Below are 23,336 nucleotides of genomic sequence, written 5' to 3' on the forward strand. Positions count from 1 at the left end.
GGCCTGCTTTTCCTTGTGGGAGCGACGTGAGTCGCGAACGGGCCGCCGGGACTTCCTGGGTATCGCGACTCACGTCGCTCCCACATGACACTCCACAGGGATGCTTCACGCCACCGTGGCAGCGATCTCCTCTCGCACCAGCGCACCCAGCCGCGCCATGCCCTGTTCGATCTTCTCGGCCGACACGGTCACGAACGACAGGCGCAGGGTATTGGATTGCGGATCCACCGCGAAGAACGGCGCGCCCGGCACGAACGCGACGTTGTGTTCAATCGCCCGTGCGAGCAGCGCGCCGGCATCGACGCCTTCCGGCAGCGTGACCCAGATGAACATCCCGCCGGCCGGGCGGTTCCATTTCGCCTCCGCCGGAAAGTGGCGCTGCAACGCGGACAGCATCAGCTCGCACTGTTCGCCGTAGAGTTTGCGGATCTCGGGAATGTGGCGATCCAGGAAGCCGCCCTGCACCGCCTCGAACACGATCCGCTGCGAGAACGAGGGCGTGTGCAGATCCGCCGCCTGCTTGGCCTGCACCAGCTTGGCGTGCAGCGGCTCGGGCGCGATCAGATAGCCCAGTCGCAGGCCGGGCGCCAGCACCTTGGAGAACGACCCCATGTAGACCACGTTGCCCGGATCCATCGACAGCAGGCTGGGCAACTGCTCGCCGTGGTAACTCAGTTCGCCATAAGGATCATCCTCGACCACCAGCACGCCGGCGGCGCGGGCGCGGGCAATCAGCGCGCGGCGGCGTTCCAGCGGCAGACGCCGGCCGGTCGGATTCTGGAAGTTCGGCAGGCAGTACATGAAGCGGCCGCCGCGCAGCTGCGCCTCGTCCAGCGCATCCACCACGATGCCCTCGTCGTCGCTGCGCATCGGCGAGAACGCCGGCTGGAACAGCGAGAACGCCTGCAGCGCGCCGAGGTAGCTGGGGGTTTCCACCAGCACCTTGCTGCCCTCGTCGATCAGCACCTTGCCCAGCAGATCCAGGCCCTGCTGCGAACCGGTGGTGACCAGCACCTGGCCGGGCCGGACGGTCACGCCGTCGCGGCTGTGGCGCGCGGCGATCCATTCGCGCAACGGGGTGAAGCCCTCGGTAGGCCCGTACTGCAACGCAGCCTGCGGCGCCTCGGTGAACACCTTGTCGGTGGCCTCCCGCATGCGCGCGATCGGAAACGTGGCCGGCGATGGCAATCCGCCCGCGAAGGAAATGACTTCCGGACGTTCGGTGACCTTGAGGATTTCGCGGATCGCCGAACTGGTCAGCGCCTGCGCGCGGCGGGACAGGGTGAAATGGCTGTTCATCGACGCAGTGTAACGGGGATACCGGCCCGAGCCGTTTCGCACTGCGCCAATACGCCGCCGTACCGCGTCAGCGACCGGCGGCCAGCACCGTTCCGATGCCGCTGGCGTCGATGTCCGCCGCCGCGCGGCGCAGACCGTCCGCGTCCACGTCCGCATCGAAGCCGATCCGGAAATGCACCTCGCCCTCCGGCGTGCGCGAGGAGTGGATCGACGACAGGCTGACACCGTGCCGTTCGAACACGTGCAGCAGCGCCCGCAGCGAACCGGGACGATCCTCCGGCAGGTGCACACTCATCGCCTGCACGCCGGCCAGGTCGGCCAGCAGGTAGCCCAACCGCTCGTAGCTGTAGTTGCCGTCGGCCAGCGCCTGCGCGCCCAATGCATCGCGATTGCCGGACAGGAACTCGGCGCGGAAGGCCGCCCGCGCCGCATCGCCGCCCTCGCCCACCAACGCCGCCATCCGCCCGATCTGGGCATGCAGTGCGGTCAGGATTTCATGGGCATGGGGATTGCCGAACTGGATGTCTTCGTAGATGGCCGGATTCAACGACAGGATGCGCGCCAGGATCGCCGCGTCCATCTCGAAGGAGGCCGAGCGGAACGGCAGCAGCTCGGCCAATGCACCCACCTGAGCCTCCTGCCCGCGCAAAACGCCGGCTTGGGCCAGATGGGTGGCGTGCACCATCGCCTGGACCAGCGCCATGATCCGATCATGCTGCTCGGGCTCGGCGTGGACGTACTCGCCTTCCAGCGTGCGCAGCAGCGCGTCCAGCCAGGGACGCCAGGTCTCCAGCCGCGCCTCGCAGACCACCGTCACCCGGCCCTTCAGGGTCGGCGCCTTGGGCGGCGCGGTCATCGGATGCAGGCCGACTACCTCGGCGCGCGAATGCAGCATCGCGGTGATCGGCGCGGTCTTGATCGAAGTGACATCCAGCCACAGCTTGCCGGCTTCCGAGCCGGCGGCCAGATCCGTGTAATGCCCGATGATGGCGGTGGTATGCCGGATCGGCGCGGAGAAAATCAGCACGTCCGCGCGCCGCGCCAGTTCAATCTCCGGCAGCGAATCGGGATCCGCCGGATCGTGCCCGATCACCGCCAGCCCCATGCGGGTCTCGAAGAAGCGGCGCAGCCAGCGCCCGTAGGCGCCGGCGCTGCCGACGATGCCGATCAGGGGTGGGGACACGAAAAAGGGCTCCTTGGAGGAGCCCTCATTCTAGGTCAGACCGACACGACGGTTCAGGACGTCATGCGATCCCAGAAGCCTTTCACGCCGTCCAGGAAGGTCGCCGACTTGGGCGAGTGCTTGCGCGCCTCCTCGCCGACGAAGGTCGCCTCGAATTTCTCCAGCAATTCGCGCTGCTCGTTGGTCAGGTTGACCGGGGTTTCCACCACCACCCGGCAATACAGATCGCCTTCGCTGCGGCTGCGCACCGACTTCACGCCCTTGCCGCGCAGGCGGAACAGCTTGCCGGTCTGGGTTTCGGCGGGAATGCGGATCTCCGCCTCGCCGTTGAGGGTGGGCACGCGCACGGTATCGCCCAGCGCCGCCTGGGAAATCCGGATCGGCACCTCGCAATGCAGATCGTCGCCGTCGCGCTGGAAGATCTCGTGCTCGCGCACGCGCACTTCCACGTACAGATCGCCCGGCGGCGTGCCGGGCGGACCGGCCTCGCCCTCGCCGGTCAGGCGGATGCGATCGCCGCTGTCCACGCCGGCCGGAATCTTGACCGACAGGACCTTCTCTTCCTCCACGCGCCCCGCGCCATGGCAGGTCTTGCACGGATTCTTGATGGTCTGGCCACGCCCACCGCAGGCCGGGCAGCTCTGCTGCATGGCGAAGATGCCACGCTGCATGCGCACGTTGCCGCGGCCGCCGCAGGTGGCGCAGGTCTCGACCTGGCCGTCTTCCGAACCCGAACCATGGCAAGGCTCGCAGGCCACCAGGGTGGGAATCTCGATGCGCTTCTCGATGCCGGCCACGGCCTCCTCGAGATCCAGCTCCATCACGTAGCCGATGTCGGCGCCGCGACGGGCGGCGCGCGCGCCACCGCCGCCAAAGATGTTGCCGAAGATGTCGCCGAAGATGTCGCCCATGTCCGGCCCGCCGGCGCCACCACCGCCCATGCCGTGCTCGAAGGCGGCATGGCCGTGGGCGTCGTAGGCGCGGCGCTTGGCGCCGTCCGACAACACCTCGTAAGCCTCCTTGCACTCCTTGAACGACGCCTCGGCGGCCTTGTCGCCGGGATTGCGGTCCGGATGGAACTTCATCGCGCAACGGCGATAAGCCTTCTTCAGCTCGTCATCGCTGGCGGTGCGGGCCACGCCCAGGACTTCGTAGTAATCGCGTTTCATTGGGCGTGAATCGGGAATGGGGAATCGGGAATCGTCATGCAGGAGATCTCGCCATCGGATATGAGAACGGGGAACCGGGTATCACGGAAGCGTGGCTGGAGCCGCTTTTTCCGATTCCCGATTCCCCATTCACCATTCCCGTTACTTCTTGTCGTCCTTGACCTCGGTGAACTCGGCGTCGACCACGTCGTCGCCGGCGGGCTGCGCGCCCGGGGCGGCGCCGGCGTCGGCACCCGGCTGCTGGCCGGAAGCGGCGGCCGCGTACAGCGACTGGCCGGCTTCTTCCAGCGCCTTGGACTTGGCCTCGATCTGGGCCTTGTCGTCGCTCTTCATCGCCGTTTCCAACTCGGCGATGGCGCCCTCGACCCGGCCGATCACGTCGCCCGGCACCTTGCTGCCATGCTCGGTGATGGCGGTACGGGTGGCGTGCAGCAGGCCGTCGGCGTGGTTGCGCGCCTGCACCAGCTCGTGGAACTTCTTGTCCTCGTCGCGATGGGCCTCGGCGTCAGCGACCATGCGCTGGATCTCTTCCTCGGACAGGCCCGACCCGGCCTTGATCTCGACCTTCTGTTCCTTGTTGGTCTTCTTGTCCTTGGCCGAGACATGCAGGATGCCGTTGGCGTCGATGTCGAAGGACACCTCGATCTGCGGCAGGCCGCGCGGCGAGGGATCGATGCCGGCCAGATCGAAACGGGCCAGCGACTTGTTGAAACGGGCCTGTTCGCGCTCGCCCTGCAGCACGTGCACGGTCACCGCGGACTGGTTGTCCTCGGCCGTGGAGAAGGTCTGCGAGGCCTTGGTCGGGATGGTGGTGTTCTTCTCGATGATCTTGGTGAACACGCCGCCCAAGGTCTCGATGCCCAGGCTCAGCGGGGTCACGTCCAGCAGCAGCACGTCCTTGACGTCGCCGGCCAGCACGCCACCCTGGATCGCGGCGCCCAGCGCCACGGCCTCGTCGGGGTTGACGTCCTTGCGCGGTTCCTTGCCGAAGAACTCGGCCACCGCCTGCTGCACCTTCGGCATGCGGGTCTGGCCGCCGACCAGGATCACTTCGCTGATCTCGCTGGCGCGCAGGCCGGCGTCGTTCAGCGCGATGCGGCACGGCTCGATGCTCTTCTTGATCAGGTCTTCCACCAGCGCTTCCAGCTTGGCGCGGGTCAGCTTGATGTTCAGGTGCTTCGGACCGGACGCGTCGGCGGTGATGTACGGCAGGTTGACTTCGGTCTGCTGCGAGCTGGAGAGCTCGATCTTGGCGCGCTCGGCGGCGTCCTTCAGGCGCTGCAGGGCCAGCGGATCCTTGCGCAGGTCGATGCCCTGGTCCTTCTGGAACTCTTCCACCAGGTAGTCGATGACGCGCTTGTCGAAGTCTTCGCCGCCCAGGAAGGTGTCACCGTTGGTGGCCAGCACCTCGAACTGCTTCTCGCCATCGACGTTGGCGATCTCGATGATCGACACGTCGAAGGTGCCGCCGCCCAGGTCGTACACGGCGATCTTGCGATCGGTGCCGTCGGCCTTGTCCAGGCCATAGGCCAGCGCCGCCGCGGTCGGCTCGTTGATGATGCGCTTGACGTCCAGGCCGGCGATCTTGCCGGCGTCCTTGGTCGCCTGGCGCTGGCTGTCGTTGAAGTAGGCCGGCACGGTGATGACCGCTTCGGTGACCGTCTCGCCCAGGAAGGCTTCGGCGGTCTTCTTCATCTTCTCCAGGATGCGCGCGGAGATTTCCTGCGCGGACAGCTTCTTGCCGTCGGCGGTCGCCACCCAGGCGTCGCCGTTGTCATGCTGCACGATGGAGTACGGCACCAGGCCGATGTCCTTCTGCACTTCGGCGTCGGTGAACTTGCGGCCGATCAGGCGCTTCACCGCGAAGAAGGTGTTCTTGGGGTTGGTGACGGCCTGGCGCTTGGCCGAGGCGCCCACCAGGACTTCGCCGTCCTTGGTGTAGGCGACGATGGAGGGGGTGGTGCGGTCGCCTTCGGAATTCTCGATGACGCGCGCCTTGCCGCCTTCCATGATCGCCACGCACGAATTGGTCGTGCCCAGGTCGATGCCGATGATCTTGCCCATTGTCGGGTTCGCTCCCTAAAAAAGTGTCTGTCTTGGTCCGGCGCTGCGCCGGGGATGGTCTGGATGTGGGGTCCGGCCGGCGCGGTTCAAGCGTCGGCGGCCCGGGCATTCAGTCCTGCCTGGCCACCACCACCAGCGCGGGGCGCAGCAGGCGGTCATTGAGCAGGTAGCCCTTCTGGAACACCTGCACCACGCTGCCAGGCGCGGCGTCGGGGACGTCGGCCTGGCTGATGGCCTGGTGGTGTTCCGGGTTGAACGCGGCGCCGACCGGATCAAGCACGGTCAGGCCATTGTCACCGGCGACCTTCAGCAGCTGCTTGTAGGTCAGCTCCAGTCCCTCGCGCAGCGGATTGGCCTCGCCGCCGGCCACGGCCAGCCCGGCGTCCAGGCTGTCGAAGACCGGCAGCAGGTCGCCCAGCAGGCGTTCGTTGGCGAACTTGCGCGCCATCTCGATGTCGCGCGCCACCCGCTTGCGCTGGTTCTCCAGGTCGGCCCGCTCCAGCAGCGAGGCGGCCCGCAGTTGGTCCAGTTCGTTGCGGAGGGTTTCCAGCTCGGCGATCAGGGGATTGTCGGCTTCTTGTGGTTCGGGCGTCTGGCCCAGTTCGGAATCGTGTTCGTTTTGGCTCATCTCGGGTCCCGTCGCGGCGGTTCCTGCCGCATGACAGGCCACTTATTGGGACGGGCTGTCGGGATTCAAGGCTGCCCCCAGCGCATCAGCCGCCGCCTGGACCACCGGGATCACCCGGTCGTAGGCCATCCGGGTCGGGCCAATCACCCCCAGCACGCCCAGCACCTGCCCGCCGGCCATGTAGGGAGCGGTGACCACCGAAACACTGTCGTGGCGGGCCAGCCCGGTATCCTCGCCAATGAAGATGCGCACCCCCGGCGCACGCAGGGTGCGCTCCAGCAACTGCAGGATCTCGCGCTTGCGGGCGAAGGTCTCGAACAGGTCGCGCAGGCGTTCCAGGTCGGACAGGTCCTGCACGCTCATCAGCCGGGTCTGCCCGGCCAGCACCACGTCGTCGCCGGGTGGCGCCAGCGCCTGCTCGGCCAGGTCCACCGCCTGCGCCAGCAACCCTTCCATCTCGCTGCGGGCGTCGCGCAGCTCGCGCAGCAGGATGGCGCGGATGTCGGCCAGCGGCCGGCCGGCGAAATGGGTGTTCAGGTAGTTGGCGATCCGTTCCAGCTCCGAGCGGTCGTAGACCCGGCGCGGCTCGATGACCCGGTTCTGCACGTCGTTGTCGGCGAACACCAGGATCGCCATCACCCGGCGCCCGTCCAGCGGTACGAAGTCGATGTAGCGGAAGGCGAACTGCTCGCGCCGGGGTGCGCTCACCACCCCGACGAAATGGGTCATCGCCGACAGCAGTTCCGAGGCGTTGCCCAGCAGCGCCTGGGTGCCCGCCCCGGCCGGCAGTTCGGCGCGCAGGCGGGTGATCTCGCCCTCGCCCAGCGACTTCACCTGGACCAGGCTGTCCACGAACACCCGATAGCCCTGGGCGGTGGGAATCCGTCCGGCGGAGGTATGCGGCGAGCTCAGCAGGCCCACTTCCTCCAGTTCGGCCAGGATGTTGCGGATGGTGGCCGGGCTCACGTCCAGCCCGGCCGAACGCGCCAGGGTCTGCGAACCGACCGGCTCGCCGTCGCGGATGTAGCGGGAGATCAGCGCCCGCAGCAGTTGGCGGGCGCGGGGGTCCAGCGGAGCGTCGGCGGAGGCGGACATCATCGACGAATAGATAGCCGCATCGCCCGGCGACCGCAAGCATTGAAGTGACTTCCGGCCCCTTGGCGGGGGCCGGCCGGTGCGCGTCAATGGCTTTCCCGCACGGACCGATCCCGCCGCCATGGCCTACCTGCTGTTCAAGTTGCTGCATGTCGTCGCCGTGGTGCTGTTCCTGGGCAACGTCACCACCGGCGTGTTCTGGGTGCGCCACGCCGCCCGTCACCGTTCCCCGCCGCACCTGGCCGAGGCGATGGCCGGGGTCATCCGCAGCGATCGGGTGTTCACCGTGCCGGCGGTGCTGGCGATCATCGCCAGCGGCGGCCTGGCCGCCTGGCTGGGCGGTTGGCCACTGCTGCGCACCGGCTGGCTCGGCCTGGGCATCGGCCTGTTCGTGCTGTCCGGACTGGTGTTCGCCGCGCTGGCGCCGCTGCAGCATCGCCTGCAGGTGCTGGCCGCGCGCGCCGATACCCGCTGGGAGGATTGCCAGCCGCTGCTGCACCGCTGGAACCGCATCGGCCTCGCCAGCCTGCTGCCGGCCTGGCTGGCACTGGCGGCGATGGTGCTGAAGCTGCCCGCGTAGTCCGTCGCGGTTCCTGCGACGGCGCGCCCCGATGCTGGCGACGCGTGCCGTGCGCGTCATGGCTGGCCCTTACAATACGACCATGCTCAGACACCTCGCGATCAAGGATTTCGCCGTCGTCCGCGCCACCGAACTGGAATTCGGCCCCGGCATGACCGTCATTTCCGGTGAAACCGGCGCCGGCAAGTCGTTGCTGGTGGATGCCCTGGGCTTCCTGTCCGGCCTGCGCGCCGACAGCGGGGTGGTCCGCCACGGCGCCGAGCGCGCCGAACTGTCGGCCGAATTCGCCATCGAGGCCAACGCGCCGGCGCTGGCGTGGTTGCGCGAGCAGGAACTGGACGACGAGCTGGCCTGCCAATTGCGCCGGGTGATCCGCGCCGACGGCGGCTCGCGCGCCTGGATCAATGGCCGCAGCGTGACCCTCGGGCAGTTGTCGGATCTGGCCGGACGGCTGGTGGAAATCCACGGCCAGCACGAACACCAGGCGCTGATGGACAAGGCCAGCCAGCGCGACCTGCTGGACGGCCATGCCCGCAACGCGGCCGAACGGCAGGCGGTGGCGAGCGCCGCCGACCGCTGGTCCGAACTGCTGCGGGAACGCGAGCATCTTTCCCGCCAGGGCGATGTGTCCGATCGCATCAACTACCTGGAACACCAGCTCGGCGAACTCGCCCGCGAGGATCTGGCTCCGGCCAGCATCGAGAACCTGCTCGCCGGACACCGCCGTCAGGCCCACGCCGCCGGCCTCATCCAGGCCTGCGAGGCGGCGCTGGCGCGACTGGGCGACGACGAATCCCCTTCCCTGTCCCGGCAGTTGCAGCAGACCCGCGGCGAACTGGCGCGACTGGTGCAGCACGAGCCGCGTCTGGCCGAAATCGACGGCATGCTGGAAAGCGCGCACATCCAGATCGAGGAGGCGCTCGGCCTGCTCGGCCAGGTCCGCGACGATCTGGACGCGGATCCGGAACAGTTCGAGGAACTGGAACGCCGGCTGGGCCGCATCCACGATCTGGCCCGCAAGCACCGCACCACGCCGGACGAACTGGCGCGCGTGCGCGACGCCATCGCCGCCGAACTGGACGGCCTGCGCGGCGCCGGCGAGCGCCTGCTCAGCCTCAACAAGGACATCGAGGCCGCCCGCGAAAGCTGGAAATCAGCCGCCGTCCGGCTCACCCGCAGCCGCCAGCGCGCCGCCCGTGAACTCGGCAAGACCACCACCGCGCTGATCGCCGAACTCGGCATGGGCGGCGGCCGCTTCGAAATCGCGCTGGAGCCCAACGAAGGCGATCGTCCCGATCCGGCAGGCGCCGAACGGGTCGAGTTCCTGGTCGCCGCCAACGCCGGCCAGCCGCCCCGCCCGCTGCGCAAGGTCGCTTCCGGCGGCGAGCTGTCGCGCGTCTCGCTGGCGATCGAGGTCGCCGCGCTGGGCGTGGACGCGGTGCCGACCATGGTGTTCGACGAAGTGGATTCGGGCATCGGCGGCGCGGTCGCCGACATCGTCGGCAAGAAACTGCGCGCGCTCGGCGCCCAGCGGCAGGGGCTGTGCGTGACCCACCTGCCGCAGGTCGCCGCGCAGGGCCATGCCCACTACCGGGTCAGTAAGGCGCCCGTGGACGGCATGACCCAGAGCGCGGTCGAAGTACTGACCGCGCGCCAGCGCCAGGAAGAACTGGCCCGCATGCTGGGCGGCGTCGAGGTCAGCAAGGAAGCCCACGCCGCGGCCAAGCGCCTGCTGGCCGACGTCGCGGGCTGAGGATTCCGGTCGCACGCGCTCTTTCGGGCTTTCCCCGCCGTCGCTCGGGAAGTCCGTGCACGGATGGGCCCGCGGCCGGAAGGCCGCTCTGGCGTGGTGGTGCCAGGGTCGATGTCAGGGGCGTTGCCGGGCTCAGCGCTTCTTGCGCACGTACAGCACCAGCGAGTGCTCTTCCAGCAGGTACCCGTGCTTGGCCGCGATTTCGCGCTGCAGCTTCTCGATTTCCGGGCTTTCAAACTCGATGATCTTGCCGGTGTCCACGTCCACCATGTGGTCGTGGTGGCCGCCGCGATCCAGTTCGTAGACGGCCTGGCCGCCCTCGAAGTTGTGCTTCAGCACCAGCCCGGCGGCCTCGAACTGGGTCAGCACGCGGTACACCGTGGCCAGGCCGATCTCGTCCCCGTGCTCCAGCAACTGGCGGTAGATGTCTTCGGCGCTCAGGTGGTGCTGCGAGGTTTTCTGCTCCAGCAGTTCCAGGATGCGCATCCGCGGGTGGGTGACCTTGAGGCCAACCTTGCGAAGTTCTTGGGATTCCATATCGGCGTCTCCGTTCATAACCGGTTTAGCGCCGGCTGCCTGAAGCTGGGTTGCGGCGGTCGCCGGAAGTGTATCATCGGCATGTTTTCCACCTGTAGCCGTCCCATGCGCAAACTCCTGCTGGTCGCCGCCCTCGCCTCCCTGACTGCCGGCTGCGGCATCCTCTACAAGCAGCCGATCTACCAGGGCAACCTGCTGGACAAGGCCGCGGTGGATCAATTGCAGGTGGGCCAGAGCAAGCAGCAGGTGCAGGCGCTGATCGGCAGCCCGTCCATCGCCGATCCCTTCCACTCCCAGCGCTGGGACTACGCGGCCAGCGAACGCACCAACCGCCGCGGCACCACCGAGGTCAAGACGCTGACCCTGCACTTCCAGGGCGACACGCTGGCCAGCTGGGAAGGCGAATATTTCCCCGAAAACGACCTGCAGCTGGCTTCGGACGTGCGTAAGTTCGGTCCCAACCTGGCCAAGGACAAGAAGAAGGGCGGCCGCGGCGGCCGCTGAGCCGTTCCGGCGCTAGTCCTTGCGGGCGCGGCGTCGCCGCGCTTCCTTGGGGTCCACCGTCAGGGGCCTCAGCAGTTCCACCCGATCCCCCTCGCGCAGGGCCGTCTCGGCCCGCGCCACCACGCCGTGGATGGCATAACCCGTGATGTCCGGGTCGCCGGCGAATCCGGCCAGCCGCACCGCATCGGCCAACCGCGCGCCGTCCGGCAATTCCACCGTCACCGTGTCGAAACGGTGCGGCCAGGCGCGGATGACCTCGACCTTCATCTCACTCGCCGCGGTCAGCCACGCGCACGAAGTCATCCACCATGCGGTCGGCCAGTCCCTGGAAACCCAGGGTCAGCGCCGGCAGCAGCAGGCGGCTGGAGGGCTCGAATTCCAGGGTCAGGCTGACCTTGCAGGCGCTTTCGTCCAGCGCGTGGAATTCCCACTGCCCGTGCAGCTTGCGGAACGGCCCGTCGACCAGCTTCATGTCGATGCGATGCGGACGGTCCAGGGTGTTCTCGGTGGTGAACCAGGTGCTCAGCGAGCCCAGCCCCAGATCCAGCCGGGCCACCAGCCGCTGCTCGCCGGTCTCGATGATCTCGGCGCCGCGGCACCAGTCGAAGCGGCGGGGATAGGCGGGGATATCGTTGACCAAGTCGAACATGCGGCTGGCGGCGTGTTCGACCAGGGCGCTGCGGCGGATGGTTTGCATTTGACTCGCTTGTGGTTCCGCCTTCGGCGACAATAAACGGATGGGCAAGAAACCGGACAAGAATAAAGCAACTGGCACCATCGCGTTGAACAAGCGCGCCCGCCATGAGTACCACCTGGAGGAACGCCTCGAGGCGGGACTGGCGTTGCAGGGCTGGGAGCTCAAGGCCATCCGCGCCGGCCGGGCCAACATCACCGAAGCCTACGCGACCATCCGCCATGGCGAGATCTTCCTGTTCGGTTCGCAGATCACCCCGCTGATCCAGGCCTCCACCCACGTGGTCGCCGACGATCGCCGTACCCGCAAGATGCTGCTGCACCGGCGCGAAATCGACCGCCTGATCGGCAAGGTCGAGCGTGACGGCTACACCCTGGTGCCCACTTCGCTCTACTGGAAGGGCAACAAGGTCAAGGCCGAAATCGCCCTGGCCAAGGGCAAGCAGACCCACGACAAGCGCGCCGCCAGCAAGGAACGCGACTGGGCCCGCGAAAAATCGCGCGTGATGCGCCAGCACAACCGCGACGCCTGAGACGCCTGATTCCAGTGGTGGTTCTCGTGGGAGCGACGTCAGTCGCGACGGCCATTTTCCCGCCAAGCGCGCTCCAGGGAGTGGTTTGAAAGTTCACGGTCGCGACTGACGTCGCTCCCACAATCAGTCCTCACCCCGCTAACCACCGGTTGACCGCTCCGCCCCCGCGACCTTGTAAGCCCCCGTCCCCGCCCCTACACTGTCGCGGTCAGGAAACATTCTGGCTCCCGGGGGTGCACTGGCTTCGACGGGGGTTGCGAAGTTGCCTGGTGCATGCCGAGGGGGCAGCTTTCCTCGTTAATCCAGCGGCAAAACTCTAGTTGCCAACGACGACAACTACGCTCTCGCCGCTTAAGGCGTAAGCCCCGAAACTGCTTGTGTCCGTGTTCGCAGCGTAGGGTCATTATCACGGAATCGCCGGGGGCCGCTGCCTGTCAGCCCCCGGTCAACCTCTAACAGGCTGGTCCTGGGGTGCGCTTTGCCCACCGTGCTGCCACAGGACGAGACTTAACGGCGGGATAAGCATGTAGTACCGGGGATGGAGTGCCTTCGGACGGCGGTTCAATTCCGCCCACCTCCACCAATCACAGGAAAATGCCCGCTTCGGCGGGCTTTTTCTTTTCCACGCAGCGCGGGCTAATGATCGGCCCGCGCCTGGCCGTGTCCCCGCCGGCGCTGGCGCGCGTCCTTCGCCTTCTGCGCCATCGCTTCGTAGTGCGCGCGCAGGCGTTCCAGTTCGGATTCCTCCAGTTCTTCCAGGTCCAGCAGTTCGTTGTTGGCCCGCGAGGTCACGTGGATGAGCTCATCCAGCTTGATCTGCATGGCCTGGGTGTCGCGGTTCTGGGTGTTCTGGATCAGGAACACCATCAGGAAGGTGATGATGGTGGTGCCGGTATTGATCACCAGTTGCCAGGTATCGCTGAAGCCGAACAGGGGGCCACTGATCGCCCAGGCGATGACCACCGCCAATGCCAGCCCGAAACACGCGGGACGACCGGTGAATGTGGACGCCTGCTTGGCCAGGCGGGTGAAGGTGGAAGTCGAATTGTTCATGGCCGTTTTCCGGTTGCCGATGCTGCGCGGGACTGTGAAGGCACCCGCATATGCAACCGGTGAAGGAAGACCGTGCCTCTTGCCGTTGTTCCGCGGTGCGAGAGCGGCCGGACCATTCGAAACGCTTCCCGGCCGCTCCGCTCAAGTCCGAACGACTGTACTTTCGAGAAATTCCAGCAGTGCCCCGGGCATGTGGACCACGGTCTCGCGCGGTGGCTCGTCGTCGCGAAGATCAAGGTAAATTCCCGCTGCGGCGGACAGGGCATCGCGGATCGAATCGGCGTCATGGGTAGCCGCCGTACGTACCAACAGCTCGCTGGCCGCGCTATCCGATATTTCCATTCGCCGTATGCCGCGCTGCGGCCGCCCGGCCCTGCGATGAAGCATCGGCCCCAATACCTGATCGCGGAAAAAGGCGAGCATTCCCATGGCCTCGAACAGTTCGCCGCGCCCCAGCTTGGCCGCGCCGTAATGCAGCCAGATCCAGGCCCGCTGTTCGAACCATTCCGGGGAGCGCTCCGGCCAATGGATGACCGCCGCGTCGAGTCGGCCTTCGATATCGGCGGCGTCGCGGGCAAACAGCACCGCGGGTCGTTCGACGAGCCGGCTCAGGTCATCGGCAACGATGAATTTGAGATCCACATGGAGCAAGGGAGGACCGTAAAGACAGATGAGCAACCTCGGCTCGCCGACATGCTCTCCACTGAAAGCTGACAGCAGGTCGCCCAGGCTTTCCGCGAACTGCCTGCGCGTGGCCATGACCTCGGAATACCCACCGGACTCCACGACCACCACGAAATCCAGATCCGAATAGCGGTCGAAACCACCGTGGATATACGAGCCACCGGCAAGCAAGGCCGTCAGCCACGGGGTACGGGACGCTTCGGCGCGGACCCTCTCGACAAACGCCTGGTGCAGTGGGGGAAGTGTTCTGCTCATGTCCGCTGCTTGAGGCCGGCGGCTCAGACTACTGGAGCCGTTGACGTGGAAACAAGTTTTTGTATGCGTGAGTCCTGGGCCGAATGGCGTGCCAATTCCCCGTCACCTGCCGCGCGGATGGCCGCCTTCACTTCCCAAAGGATGTTGGTCAAAGCCGAACCGCAATTACGCGGATTCGACTCCCGGATCGCTGCGAAGCATGCGTCCGGAAGGTCCGTGCTGCGCTTGCATCCCACGCACCAGCGACACACCCAGTCCATAAACCAGCAACGGTGCAGCCCAGCTCAACCACAGCAGCGTCGGGATCATCACCATCGGCGAAGCGAGTTCCATCATGCCGGGAATCCGGATCAGCGCCCGGAAGGTGATCGGCGCCAGCGTCACCAGGTAGCAGCCGATCATCCATCGCCGATGCACGTCCACCTTTCCACGGCGGATGGCGCGATAGCCCAGGAAGGCGGTGACCAGCCAGGCCAGCGCGGTGGCGCCGAATGCGGTGCGGATTGCGTCGGGCGCCGGGCTGGTGAGGATCAGGCCCACCGCGCCGACGCAGGCAATCAGCATGGCCAGCAGGAAGGTCCGGCCGATCCAGCGATGCACCCGCGGCCAGTTGCGGCGAACTTGCGGCAGGAACTGCAGCGCGCCCAGCAGGACCGTCAACGCGCCGCCGCCGATATGCGTCCACAGCCACTCGCGGCGGGTCCAGAACATGCCGTAGCTGCCGGCATTCAGTTGGGTGTACTTCTGGTAGGCGATGGAGAGGAATTCGAGGGATGCCAGTGCGACCACCGACCAGGCCACGACAAGCCACATGATTTTCAGGAGGTTGCGCTGCGGGTATGGAGTCCGGACCTGGGTTTCTGAAGACATGCGGGTGCCATCGAGGGGATGCCAGCGCCAGCCTAGCGCAATGCCCCGAAGCCAGACAGCGGCGTGTTCAGGTGGCAGGTCGGCGCGGCTTCCCTTGCCCTGTCCGTTGTTGGCGCCATGGCGCCAACGTAGGATGACCCACGCCCGGGGAGCGCACGATGGACTAGGTCTTTGCCCGGACGCCTTGTCCTGTCAACAGATGGTGCCTGCTTGGACGTCACTTCATTGTTCATTGTCGGACTCGGAGCAGTTGTACTGATGCTGGCGATCGCGCTACCCGCATGGATCGCCTGGATCGTCGCTTGCCGGTCCCGCGTGCCGGCCGGGGCTCGCCGTTCCTTCATCCTGGCCTGCCTGCTGCTGTCGTTCGGATTCGCCACGCTGGCAGGCGGAATGTTCCTGCCACTGGATCTGGCAGCTGTCTATCTAGCCCCGCAATGGTCGGCTGACGGCTACACGCGCATCGCCACCGCGACCCTTGTCCTGTCCGAACACGGTTCCAGCATCGCGAGTCTCGCAGTCGGATTACTGGCCTCCGTCATCGTTCCCTGGAAACTGCGGCGTGCTTGGCCACGGGTTCTTCTCGTACTGCGCAGCAGCAAATAATCGTTGCGGGTCCATCCGATCTCTGCTGGTCATTCCTGCCAGGACGCGGAGCCAGGACGCCCCTCCATCCCGCTGGGGTCGGCCGACAGCAGGTCCTCGTGCAGCATGAAGACGTCGTTGCCGTCGACGCCGGGGTCGCCGATGGCGTAGAGCGTCGAGAACACCACCTCGTAGGCCGTGTTCCGCATCAGCAGGCAGATATCCCGGGGATCGGCTCCGAGAGCAAGCAGGCGCTCGAGGGCCGGTCCGCTGTCGGCCAGTGGATCATCCGGTCGCTGTTTGGCATGAGCGATCACCTGGGCCAAACCCTCCGGCCTGAGCTGGAGGTTGATTACCTCGGCCCAGAGGTGTGCCAGGAGTTCTTCGCGAGTGGACATGTTGTTCCTGTGGTCGTGGAGTGGGTTCGCACCGGGCCATGGGGGTCGGGCAGGCGGTTCATCGGTATTGGGGCTGTCGCGAAGAGCCAATCCTCCTCGGTCCCCCTTCTTCGAAGGGGGAGGCAAAGCGGGCATGCGGGATTGGACGGAGTCCTGATCAGCATGCGGAGGCGGAGCCGCGACGCGCCATGTCCCCACGTCCGCAACAAGTCCATTCGCGCAGATGTACGGACCTTCCCTACTCGCCCTTGATCTCCCCGCGCAGCTGCGCGAGCAGCCGGCGCAGCCCGTGGATCTGGTCGATGAGATGCAGGGCCACGTCGATGCCTTCCTCGTTCACGCCCAGGTCGTCGGACAGGTCGCGTACCAGATAGGCGCGGGCGACGTCGACTTCGGTCAGTTCGACGCGGCTGGCGGTCTGCGCGGGGGTGATCCAGGCCTTCTCGATCCACACGGTCAGCATTTCGCGGCGGATGCCGGATTGGCTCAGGAATTCTTCCAGGTCGATGTTCATGCCGGCGGTTCCTCGCGGGGGTGATGGCCCTGCCCTGCGCGCCATCCGGAGACGAAGTCCTTCAGTTCGGGATCCCCGCCCCTGGGCAGCACGATGCGCAGGCGGACGTACTCGTCGCCGCGCCCGCCGCCCCGGCGCGGCATGCCGTGGCCCTTCACCCGCAGCCGGCTGCTGCCATCGAAACCCGGCGGCACGGTCAGGTCCACGTGTCCGGTGGGCGTGGGCACGCGAATCGGTCCACCCAACACCGCTTCGCGCAGCGAGATGGGCACTTCCAGTCCCAGATCCTCGCCGTCCTGGCTGAAACGGGGATCCGGCATCACGTCCAGTTCGATCAGCGCGTCGCCCGCTTGGCCCTGCTCGCCGCCGGGCGCGCCCTTGCCGCGCAGCCGCAGGGTCTGCCCCGGAACGATCCCGGCCGGTACGGTGACGTCCAGGGTGTCTCCGGTGGGCAGCGTCAGCCGGGTGCGGGTGCCGTTGATGGCGTCGGCCAGACTGATCGGCAGGCGGTAATGCATGTCCTGTCCGCGCCGGAACGCCCGGGCCTGCGCACTGCGCCGCAGCAGTTCGGCGAACGGGTCATCGCCTTCGGCGAAATCCGCGTAGCCGGCATGGTCGGTGTCCTCGCCATAGGCATGGCCGTGATCGGCGCCGGCATAGTCGCGGTAGTAGCGATGCTGCGGTCGTTCCGCGCCTGTTTCGTCAATCTCGCCGGCGTCGTAGCGCCTGCGCTGCTCCACGTCCCCGAGCAGGCGATAGGCGACGGCGACGTCCTTGAAACGCTCCTCGGCCGCCTTGTCGCCGGGGTTGAGGTCCGGGTGCAGCTTGCGCGCCAGGCGCCGGTAGGCCTTCTTGATGTCCTCGGCCGAAGCGCTCGCCGGGACACCCAGGGTCTCGTAGGGATTGCTCACGCGCCGCCCCCCGCTTGCGCCGCCGCCGGCGCATCCATCGCGATCACGCGCACCGGTATCGACTTGGCCGCCGGGGTACCGCTGATGCGGTCGTGATAATCCAGCGGCAGCAACGGATTCAGTTCCGGGTAGTAGCCGGCCACCGCGCCACGCGGCATCGGATAGTCGAGCACGGTCAGTCCTTCGACACGGCGCTGCCGGCCATCGGTGCTGATGGTTTCCAGGGCAATCTGCTGTTCCGGTCGCAGCCCGCGTTCGCGGCGGTCCTCCTCATTCATGAACAGCACCATGCGATCGTTGTACACGCCGCGATAGCGATCGTTGTAGCTGTAGATGGTGGTATTGAACTGATCGTGCGAACGCACGGTGGCCAATCGCAGCATCGACGGATCGTCGACCGGATCATTCACTTCCAGCCCCGGCAGCGGCAGGAAGTTGGCCTTGCCATTGGGCGTGAGCCAGACCCGCCGGCGTGGCGCGACATCCAGATGGAAGCCCTTCGGGTCGCGGATTCGTTCGACAAAGCCGGCATACAACGCCGGGTAGACATCGGCGATGCGTGCGCGGACGAGATCGTAATCCATCGCGTAGTCGGCCCACGGAAGCCGGCTGTCCGGCAGCGTCGCCATCGCCATCCGGCAGACGATCTCCACCTCCGGCAACAGTTGCGGACTGGCCGGTTCCAGCACCCCGCGCGAGGCGGTGACGTTGGACATCGAGTCCTCGATGGTGACGAACTGCTCGCCGGCGGCGGTCCGGATGCGTTCCGAGCGCGCGACCACCGGCAGGATCAGCGCCTCCCTGCCGTGCACCAGATGGCCCCGGTTCAACTTGGTGGTGATGCCCACGGTAAGGTCGAGCTTGCGCATGGCCGCATACGCCTGTTCGGTGTCGGGCACGGCGCGCACGAAGTTGCCGCCCAGGCCGATGAACACCTTGGCGGTGCCGTCCATCATCGCGGCGATGGATTCGACGGTGTGATGGCCATGCGCGCGCGGCGGCTCGAAGCCGAACACCTCGCGTACCCGGTCCAGATACGCCACCGACGGCTTCTCGTCGATGCCCACCGTGCGATCGCCCTGCACGTTGGAGTGGCCGCGAATCGGCGAAATCCCCGCGCCGGACCTACCGAAATTGCCGCGCAGGAACAGCAGGTTGGCAACCTGCTGGACCAGCCGCGATCCCTGCTGATGCTGGGTGAGTCCCATCCCGTAGCAGATGATGGTGGCGCGGGAGCGGATGTAGATTTCCGCACAGCGGCGAATCTGTTCTTCCGCCACCCCGGACACGCGCACGATGTCCGCCCAGTCCAGGGACAGGATTTCATCGCGGACCACCTCCAGGCCCGTCGTGTGCTCGCGCAGGAACTCGTGATCCAGCACCGGTTCGCCCGCCGCCTCGCGTTCGAACAGCACCTTCATCATGCCCTTGAGCAGCGCCAGGTCGCCGCCGATTCGGACATGCACGAACTCGCTGGAGATCTCCGTCGATCCGAATGTCGCCATCTGCACCACATCCTGCGGTTCGGTGAACCGGATCAGGGCGCGCTCGGGCATCGGGTTGACCGCGACGATGGGAATGCCGCGTTTCCGCGCCTCGACCAGATGGGTCATCATCCGCGGCGAGTTGGTGCCGGTGTTCTGGCCGATCACGAAGATCGCCTCGGCGTGCTCGAAATCCTCCAGCACCACCGTGCCCTTGCCCACCCCGATGGCCGGCGGCAGGCCGCGGCTGGTCGGCTCGTGGCACATGTTGGAACAGTCGGGAAAATTGTTGGTGCCGAACTGGCGGACGAAGATCGCGTACAGGAACGCCGCCTCGTTCGGCGTGCGTCCTGACGTGTAGAACTCGGCCTCGTGCGGGCTCTTCAGACCCCGCAGATGGCGCCCGATGATCCCGAAGGCGGTGTCCCAGTCGCAGGGTACGTAGTGATCGGTGGCGGCGTCGTAGCGCATGGGCTCGGTCAGCCGGCCCTGCATCTCCAGCCAGTAGTCCGACTGTTCCATCAATTCGGACACGCTGTGCCGGGCGAAGAACTCGCGGGTCACGCGCGCCTGGGTGGCCTCGAAGGCCAGCGCCTTCACGCCGTTCTCGCAGAACTCCAGCTTCCTGGTGCAGTCGGCGTCCGGAAACGCGCAACTCGGGCACTTGAAGCCGCCGGGCTGGTTCATCGCCAGCAGCGCGCGCGAGCCCTTGGTGACCACGCTCTGTTCCAGCAGCACCTTGGCGGTGGCGGCGGCCGCGCCCCACCCGCCCGCCGGCTGGTGGTAGGGCTTGTAGCGGGGAGGTTTCTGCGCGCTCATGACCGGATACCTCCGCATGCGAACCGTCGCGGCCAGTTAAGCACTTTACGCCGCCGCGCTCCACCTCGCCGCGATGAAACGGATGAGCTACGCTGCGACGGTTCGTCCGCGGCCGGTTGTTCCATCCGGTGGCCGGCGAGCGACACGGAATTGCCAGCCAGCGGAAATGACACGCCATGCCTGAACGCGGTGACGCCCCGCCTTCCATCACCGCCGGGTGGGTGGATCGGCATGTCCTGCGTCGCCAGGGCGAAGCCACCGAGGCGGTGGTGGACCGGCTCGCCGAGGAAATACCGGTGGCCATGCGCTACAACGGCCGGCCGTTCGCGGTGATGATGGCTTCGCCCTGCGATCTGGAGGATTTCGCCTTGGGTTTCTCGCTGAGCGAGGGCCTCGTCACCGCACCCGGACAACTGCTGGGCGTTCGCACGCATTGGCAACTGGAAGGCATCGAACTGGCGATGACCGTCGCCGGCGACGCGCCCGCCGCGGGTCTGAACGAAGATGACGCGCGCTGGCTGCCCGGCCGCGGCGGCTGCGGCCTGTGCGGAACGCGCCAGTTGGAGGACGTGGTGCGTCCGGCGGCCCCGGTCACGGACACGCCACGCTTCACCGTCGAGGCGTTGCGACGGGCGCTGGCGGCGCTCGACGCGCACCAGCCCATGAACGCCGCCACCGGTTCCACCCACGCCGCCGCCTGGGCCGATGCCACGGGCGACATCCTGCGGGTGCGTGAGGATGTCGGCCGGCACAATGCGCTGGACAAGCTGATTGGCGCGATGACCCGCGCCGGCGATGATCCGGCGGCCGGCATGCTGGTGATCTCCAGCCGCGCCAGCTACGAGATGGTGACCAAGGCCGCCCGCGCCGGCATCGGCTTCGTCGCCGCGGTGTCGGCGCCCACGGCGTTGGCGATCGAACTGGCACGCGGCGCCAACGTCTGCCTGATCGGTTTCGCACGCGGCGACGGCTGCAATCTCTACACCTTTCCCGAACGCCTCGCGGCTTCGCCGTGAGCCTGTTCCTTCCCTTTCCGCAGGAGATGTCGTGCAACCCATCCTGGCCCAGCCCGTCACCGCGCCGCTGACTCGCGCCGCGATTTTCCTGGTCGTCACCCTGGCGCGCGGAGACACGCCGACGCAGGCCTGCCGTGCCCTGTGCGCCGGTCTGGCCGGGCTGGTACGCGCCATCGGCTCGCGCGTGCCCGATGCGGCGCTGTCGTGTGTGCTGGGAATCGGCTCGGACGCCTGGGACGGACTGTTCGGCGCGCCGCGTCCGCGCGAACTGCATCCGTTCCGCGAGATCAACGGCCGGCACCACGCCGTCGCCACGCCCGGCGATCTGCTGTTCCACATCCGCGCCGCCCGCCAGGATCTGTGTTTCGAACTGGCCACCCACATCATGCAGCGACTGGGCGAAACGGTGACCGGCGCGGACGAAGTCCATGGCTTCACCTACTTCGACAACCGGGATCTGATCGGCTTCGTCGACGGCACCGAGAATCCGGTCGGCCAGGCGGCGCTGGATGCCACCCTGGTCGGCGCCGAGGATCCCGTCTTCGCCGGCGGCAGCTATGTCATCGTGCAGAAGTACCTGCATGACCTGCGCGGCTGGAACGCGGTGCCCGAAGCCGAGCAGGAAAAAATCGTCGGCCGCAGCAAGCAGTCGAACATCGAACTGGACGACGCGACCAAGCCCAGCTACGCCCACAACGCGCTGACCTCGCTGGTCGAGGATGGCCGCGAACTGGAAATCCTGCGCGACAACATGTCCTTCGGCGACGCCGCCAAGGGCGAATTCGGCACCTACTTCATCGGCTACGCCTGCTCGCCTTCACGCATCGAGAAGATGCTGGAGAACATGTTCATCGGCAATCCGCCCGGCAACTACGACCGCCTGCTGGATTTCAGCACCGCGGTGACGGGCTCGCTGTTCTTCGTTCCGTCGGCGCAATTCCTGGAGGCAGCGGCGGGTGCGGAGTGAGCGCGGGACGCCCCCCTCACCCGTATCCGCAATCCTCGGTCCCCGTCCTCGGCGTCACGCACAGCATCCGTCCCGGCGACAGCACCTGCAGGCGATGCCAGGTGTCTTTCGGTATGACGCAGCCCCCGGGCGCGACCACGCTGGCCGTGGTTTCTTCCCCGTCTTCCGGGGCCAGCGTCACCACGATCCCGCCTTCCAGCACGTAGAGGATCTTGTCGCCCCCGGGATGGCGTTCCCAGAACCGTGCGTCCACCGATGGACCATCGACGATATCGACCAGCGCCACCACCCATTCGGATGTCGCCTCGCTCAGTTTGGCCAGCGGAATATCGGACGCGCGGCGGGCATCGTCGAAACCGACCACGCGTTCCTGTGGGTCAAACGTCAGCATGGTTTGTGCGCCTGATGAAAGCATGCATAGAATGTGAGTGATAGCTCGCCTTGTCTACTCGCTTTCCCGTCAACCGCCATGGCCCGCAAACCCGCGACGAAACCCCGCAAGACCGCTACCCAGGAGCGTTCCCGCGCCACCGTGGACGCACTGCTGGAAGCCACCGCTCGCATTCTGGTCAAGGAAGGCTACGACCGCGCCAGCACCAATCGCATCGCCCAGGCCGCCGGAGTGAGCATCGGTTCGCTGTACCAGTACTACCCGAGCAAGGAAGCGCTGGTCGCAGGCGTGATCGGCCAGCACATGCAGGAGATGATGCAGCGCATCCGCGACGCATTGGCCCGGGTGGCGCAGGAACCATTGGATCTGGCCACCCGCGAACTGGTGCGGGTGATGGTCGATGCACACCGCATCAACCCCCGCCTGCACCGGGTGCTGGTTGAGCAGACTCCCCGGGTGGGACTGCTGGAGAACATCGAGGCCATCGATCGCGAGGTCTACGCGCTCATCCGCCTGTACCTGGAAAGCCACCGGCAGGAACTGCGCGTGCAGGATCTGGACACGGCAACCTTCATCGCCGTGTCCACCGTGGAAGCACTGACCCACGCCGCGGTGGTGCTGCGCCCGGAGATGGTGTCCGGCGATCGCGCGGACGCCTACATCGACGAGGTCACCGCCCTGCTGGTGCGCTACCTGCGCAAGGCCTGAGCCTCATCCCCGCCGCGCCGGCAGGACGCGCGGGTTGCGCAGGATGGCGGCCGAAATCAGCGAGACCAACACGCCGACCGGGAAGATTTCAATGAACGTCATCGGCAGCCGGAACAGCGGATTGGCGTACTGCGCCTTGAACGTCTCCATGTCGGCCGCCAGCCTGGCCAGCGCTTCGGGACTGGCGCCCTTGGCCTTCTGCGCCTCGATCATCGCCTTGGCATAGGTGTCGGCGAAGTCCAGGCCGCTGATCGCCAGCGCCGCCTCCCAGGACAGCATGTAGATCAGGCTGGCGATGAAGCTCACGCCCAGGCCCAGGCCAAATGCCGGCCAGAACCGGATCACCCCGCCCAGTTCGCGATCCCGATGGCGCTTGATGGCCAGGAACACCAGGCTCAGCGCGACCAGCATGGTCAGGTAACCGATCGCCATGCTGTAGCCGGACGGGATGGCGTCCTGCACGGTCAGCACGATGAGGGACAGGACGCCGCCGGCAATCAGGCCGGCGAGCAGGCCGTAGGACAGGATTCTGCGCAGCATGGAACACCTCTCGGGTCGGGAATGGCGGCGTCATTGGGCGGCCCGGCCCGGCGTGCGGCAATCGGCCAAACGGGTGATTCGGCCCGTTTCCGCCCAAGGATGG

At 66.9% G+C, this 23,336-nt stretch carries 26 protein-coding genes and 1 other RNA gene; 9 read left to right on the forward strand and 18 right to left on the reverse strand.

All coding sequences use genetic code 11. The features are described from left to right. Window positions 1-105 precede the first annotated feature (105 nt). From FG323_RS03165 to hrcA, 6 genes are all read right to left on the reverse strand, one after another. Entirely contained in the window at window positions 106-1,299 is a 1,194-nt protein-coding gene (locus FG323_RS03165; RefSeq protein WP_141452990.1) for a PLP-dependent aminotransferase family protein, read from the reverse strand. Between the two features lie 67 nt (window positions 1,300-1,366). Continuing rightward, window positions 1,367-2,482 carry a prephenate dehydrogenase gene (locus FG323_RS03170; protein WP_141452991.1) on the reverse strand — a complete coding sequence of 372 codons (1,116 nt, stop codon included), beginning with the start codon at window positions 2,480-2,482 and terminating at the stop codon, window positions 1,367-1,369. Between the two features lie 53 nt (window positions 2,483-2,535). After that, window positions 2,536-3,651 carry a molecular chaperone DnaJ gene (gene dnaJ, locus FG323_RS03175; protein WP_141452992.1) on the reverse strand — a complete coding sequence of 372 codons (1,116 nt, stop codon included), beginning with the start codon at window positions 3,649-3,651 and terminating at the stop codon, window positions 2,536-2,538. 141 nt (window positions 3,652-3,792) lie between these two features. Next, window positions 3,793-5,715 (reverse strand): molecular chaperone DnaK, encoded by a 1,923-nt coding sequence (dnaK, locus tag FG323_RS03180; RefSeq protein WP_141452993.1) that lies wholly within the window; start codon window positions 5,713-5,715, stop codon window positions 3,793-3,795. A 109-nt stretch (window positions 5,716-5,824) separates the two neighbouring features. After that, window positions 5,825-6,343 carry a nucleotide exchange factor GrpE gene (grpE, locus tag FG323_RS03185; RefSeq protein ID WP_141452994.1) on the reverse strand — a complete coding sequence of 173 codons (519 nt, stop codon included), beginning with the start codon at window positions 6,341-6,343 and terminating at the stop codon, window positions 5,825-5,827. A gap of 42 nt (window positions 6,344-6,385) precedes the next feature. Beyond that, the gene (gene hrcA / locus FG323_RS03190) at window positions 6,386-7,438 is read right to left on the reverse strand and encodes a heat-inducible transcriptional repressor HrcA (protein ID WP_181444073.1); all 1,053 of its coding nucleotides are present in this window, start codon (window positions 7,436-7,438) and stop codon (window positions 6,386-6,388) included. Window positions 7,439-7,559: 121 nt separating this feature from the next. On the opposite strand from hrcA, the gene FG323_RS03195 reads away from it, so the two are divergent. Together FG323_RS03195 and recN are read left to right on the forward strand one after the other, a co-directional pair. After that, window positions 7,560-8,018 (forward strand): DUF2269 family protein, encoded by a 459-nt coding sequence (locus tag FG323_RS03195; RefSeq protein WP_141452996.1) that lies wholly within the window; start codon window positions 7,560-7,562, stop codon window positions 8,016-8,018. A gap of 82 nt (window positions 8,019-8,100) precedes the next feature. Then, window positions 8,101-9,771 (forward strand): DNA repair protein RecN, encoded by a 1,671-nt coding sequence (gene recN, locus FG323_RS03200; protein ID WP_141452997.1) that lies wholly within the window; start codon window positions 8,101-8,103, stop codon window positions 9,769-9,771. Between the two features lie 132 nt (window positions 9,772-9,903). Here the strand turns inward: recN and fur are convergent, their stop codons facing one another. After that, complete coding sequence (fur, locus tag FG323_RS03205) at window positions 9,904-10,308, reverse strand: ferric iron uptake transcriptional regulator (RefSeq protein WP_181444074.1); 405 nt, start codon at window positions 10,306-10,308, stop codon at window positions 9,904-9,906. Between the two features lie 105 nt (window positions 10,309-10,413). Between fur and bamE the strand changes: the two genes are divergently transcribed. Continuing rightward, a complete protein-coding gene (gene bamE, locus FG323_RS03210) occupies window positions 10,414-10,812 on the forward strand; it encodes an outer membrane protein assembly factor BamE (protein ID WP_141452999.1) in 399 nt (132 codons plus the stop codon). Between the two features lie 12 nt (window positions 10,813-10,824). On the opposite strand, the gene FG323_RS03215 is transcribed toward bamE, so the two are convergent. Together FG323_RS03215 and FG323_RS03220 are read right to left on the reverse strand one after the other, a co-directional pair. Beyond that, complete coding sequence (locus tag FG323_RS03215; protein WP_141453000.1) at window positions 10,825-11,079, reverse strand: RnfH family protein; 255 nt, start codon at window positions 11,077-11,079, stop codon at window positions 10,825-10,827. A gap of 1 nt (window position 11,080) precedes the next feature. Then, window positions 11,081-11,509, reverse strand: coding sequence for a type II toxin-antitoxin system RatA family toxin (locus FG323_RS03220; protein ID WP_141453001.1), 429 nt, complete (start codon window positions 11,507-11,509; stop codon window positions 11,081-11,083). 40 nt (window positions 11,510-11,549) lie between these two features. Here FG323_RS03220 and smpB point away from each other — a divergent pair, with 40 nt between their 5' ends. Both smpB and ssrA read left to right on the forward strand, forming a co-directional pair. Beyond that, window positions 11,550-12,038: an SsrA-binding protein SmpB gene (smpB, locus tag FG323_RS03225; protein WP_141453002.1), complete on the forward strand. Its 489-nt coding sequence runs from the start codon at window positions 11,550-11,552 to the stop codon at window positions 12,036-12,038. Window positions 12,039-12,267: 229 nt separating this feature from the next. Then, window positions 12,268-12,621: a transfer-messenger RNA gene (ssrA, locus tag FG323_RS03230) on the forward strand. A gap of 53 nt (window positions 12,622-12,674) precedes the next feature. Here the strand turns inward: ssrA and FG323_RS03235 are convergent. From FG323_RS03235 to FG323_RS03245, 3 genes are all read right to left on the reverse strand, one after another. Continuing rightward, window positions 12,675-13,091, reverse strand: a complete 417-nt coding sequence (locus tag FG323_RS03235) for a low affinity iron permease family protein (protein ID WP_141453003.1) — start codon at window positions 13,089-13,091, stop codon at window positions 12,675-12,677. A 141-nt stretch (window positions 13,092-13,232) separates the two neighbouring features. Then, entirely contained in the window at window positions 13,233-14,030 is a 798-nt protein-coding gene (locus tag FG323_RS03240) for a nucleotidyltransferase domain-containing protein (RefSeq protein ID WP_141453004.1), read from the reverse strand. Window positions 14,031-14,195: 165 nt separating this feature from the next. Then, window positions 14,196-14,843: a DUF2306 domain-containing protein gene (locus FG323_RS03245; RefSeq protein ID WP_255470001.1), complete on the reverse strand. Its 648-nt coding sequence runs from the start codon at window positions 14,841-14,843 to the stop codon at window positions 14,196-14,198. A 315-nt stretch (window positions 14,844-15,158) separates the two neighbouring features. On the opposite strand from FG323_RS03245, the gene FG323_RS03250 reads away from it, so the two are divergent. Then, a complete protein-coding gene (locus tag FG323_RS03250; RefSeq protein ID WP_141453005.1) occupies window positions 15,159-15,506 on the forward strand; it encodes a hypothetical protein in 348 nt (115 codons plus the stop codon). 29 nt (window positions 15,507-15,535) lie between these two features. Here FG323_RS03250 and FG323_RS03255 read toward each other — a convergent pair whose 3' ends face one another. The 4 genes from FG323_RS03255 to FG323_RS03270 form a co-directional block, all read right to left on the reverse strand. Next, window positions 15,536-15,883: a hypothetical protein gene (locus FG323_RS03255; protein WP_141453006.1), complete on the reverse strand. Its 348-nt coding sequence runs from the start codon at window positions 15,881-15,883 to the stop codon at window positions 15,536-15,538. Between the two features lie 238 nt (window positions 15,884-16,121). Further along, the gene (locus FG323_RS03260) at window positions 16,122-16,397 is read right to left on the reverse strand and encodes a chaperone modulator CbpM (RefSeq protein ID WP_220094120.1); all 276 of its coding nucleotides are present in this window, start codon (window positions 16,395-16,397) and stop codon (window positions 16,122-16,124) included. After that, the gene (locus tag FG323_RS03265; protein ID WP_141453007.1) at window positions 16,394-17,308 is read right to left on the reverse strand and encodes a DnaJ C-terminal domain-containing protein; all 915 of its coding nucleotides are present in this window, start codon (window positions 17,306-17,308) and stop codon (window positions 16,394-16,396) included. Before FG323_RS03265 ends, FG323_RS03260 begins: the two co-directional genes overlap by 4 nt. Then, window positions 17,305-19,611 carry an FdhF/YdeP family oxidoreductase gene (locus FG323_RS03270; RefSeq protein ID WP_141453008.1) on the reverse strand — a complete coding sequence of 769 codons (2,307 nt, stop codon included), beginning with the start codon at window positions 19,609-19,611 and terminating at the stop codon, window positions 17,305-17,307. Before FG323_RS03270 ends, FG323_RS03265 begins: the two co-directional genes overlap by 4 nt. Window positions 19,612-19,787: 176 nt before the next feature. Here FG323_RS03270 and fdhD point away from each other — a divergent pair, with 176 nt between their 5' ends. Further along, complete coding sequence (gene fdhD / locus FG323_RS03275; RefSeq protein ID WP_141453009.1) at window positions 19,788-20,627, forward strand: formate dehydrogenase accessory sulfurtransferase FdhD; 840 nt, start codon at window positions 19,788-19,790, stop codon at window positions 20,625-20,627. A 31-nt stretch (window positions 20,628-20,658) separates the two neighbouring features. After that, window positions 20,659-21,594: a Dyp-type peroxidase gene (locus FG323_RS03280; protein WP_141453010.1), complete on the forward strand. Its 936-nt coding sequence runs from the start codon at window positions 20,659-20,661 to the stop codon at window positions 21,592-21,594. Between the two features lie 16 nt (window positions 21,595-21,610). On the opposite strand, the gene FG323_RS03285 is transcribed toward FG323_RS03280, so the two are convergent. Continuing rightward, complete coding sequence (locus tag FG323_RS03285) at window positions 21,611-21,985, reverse strand: cupin domain-containing protein (protein ID WP_141453011.1); 375 nt, start codon at window positions 21,983-21,985, stop codon at window positions 21,611-21,613. A gap of 78 nt (window positions 21,986-22,063) precedes the next feature. Here FG323_RS03285 and FG323_RS03290 point away from each other — a divergent pair, with 78 nt between their 5' ends. Then, window positions 22,064-22,693: a TetR/AcrR family transcriptional regulator gene (locus tag FG323_RS03290; protein ID WP_141453012.1), complete on the forward strand. Its 630-nt coding sequence runs from the start codon at window positions 22,064-22,066 to the stop codon at window positions 22,691-22,693. A 3-nt stretch (window positions 22,694-22,696) separates the two neighbouring features. Here FG323_RS03290 and FG323_RS03295 read toward each other — a convergent pair whose 3' ends face one another. Then, window positions 22,697-23,233 (reverse strand): DUF4199 domain-containing protein, encoded by a 537-nt coding sequence (locus FG323_RS03295; protein WP_141453013.1) that lies wholly within the window; start codon window positions 23,231-23,233, stop codon window positions 22,697-22,699. Window positions 23,234-23,336: the final 103 nt, after the last annotated feature.

The sequence above is a fragment of the Pseudoxanthomonas sp. z9 genome (assembly GCF_006542425.1).
In the GTDB taxonomy this organism is placed as follows: Bacteria; Pseudomonadota; Gammaproteobacteria; order Xanthomonadales; family Xanthomonadaceae; genus Pseudoxanthomonas_A.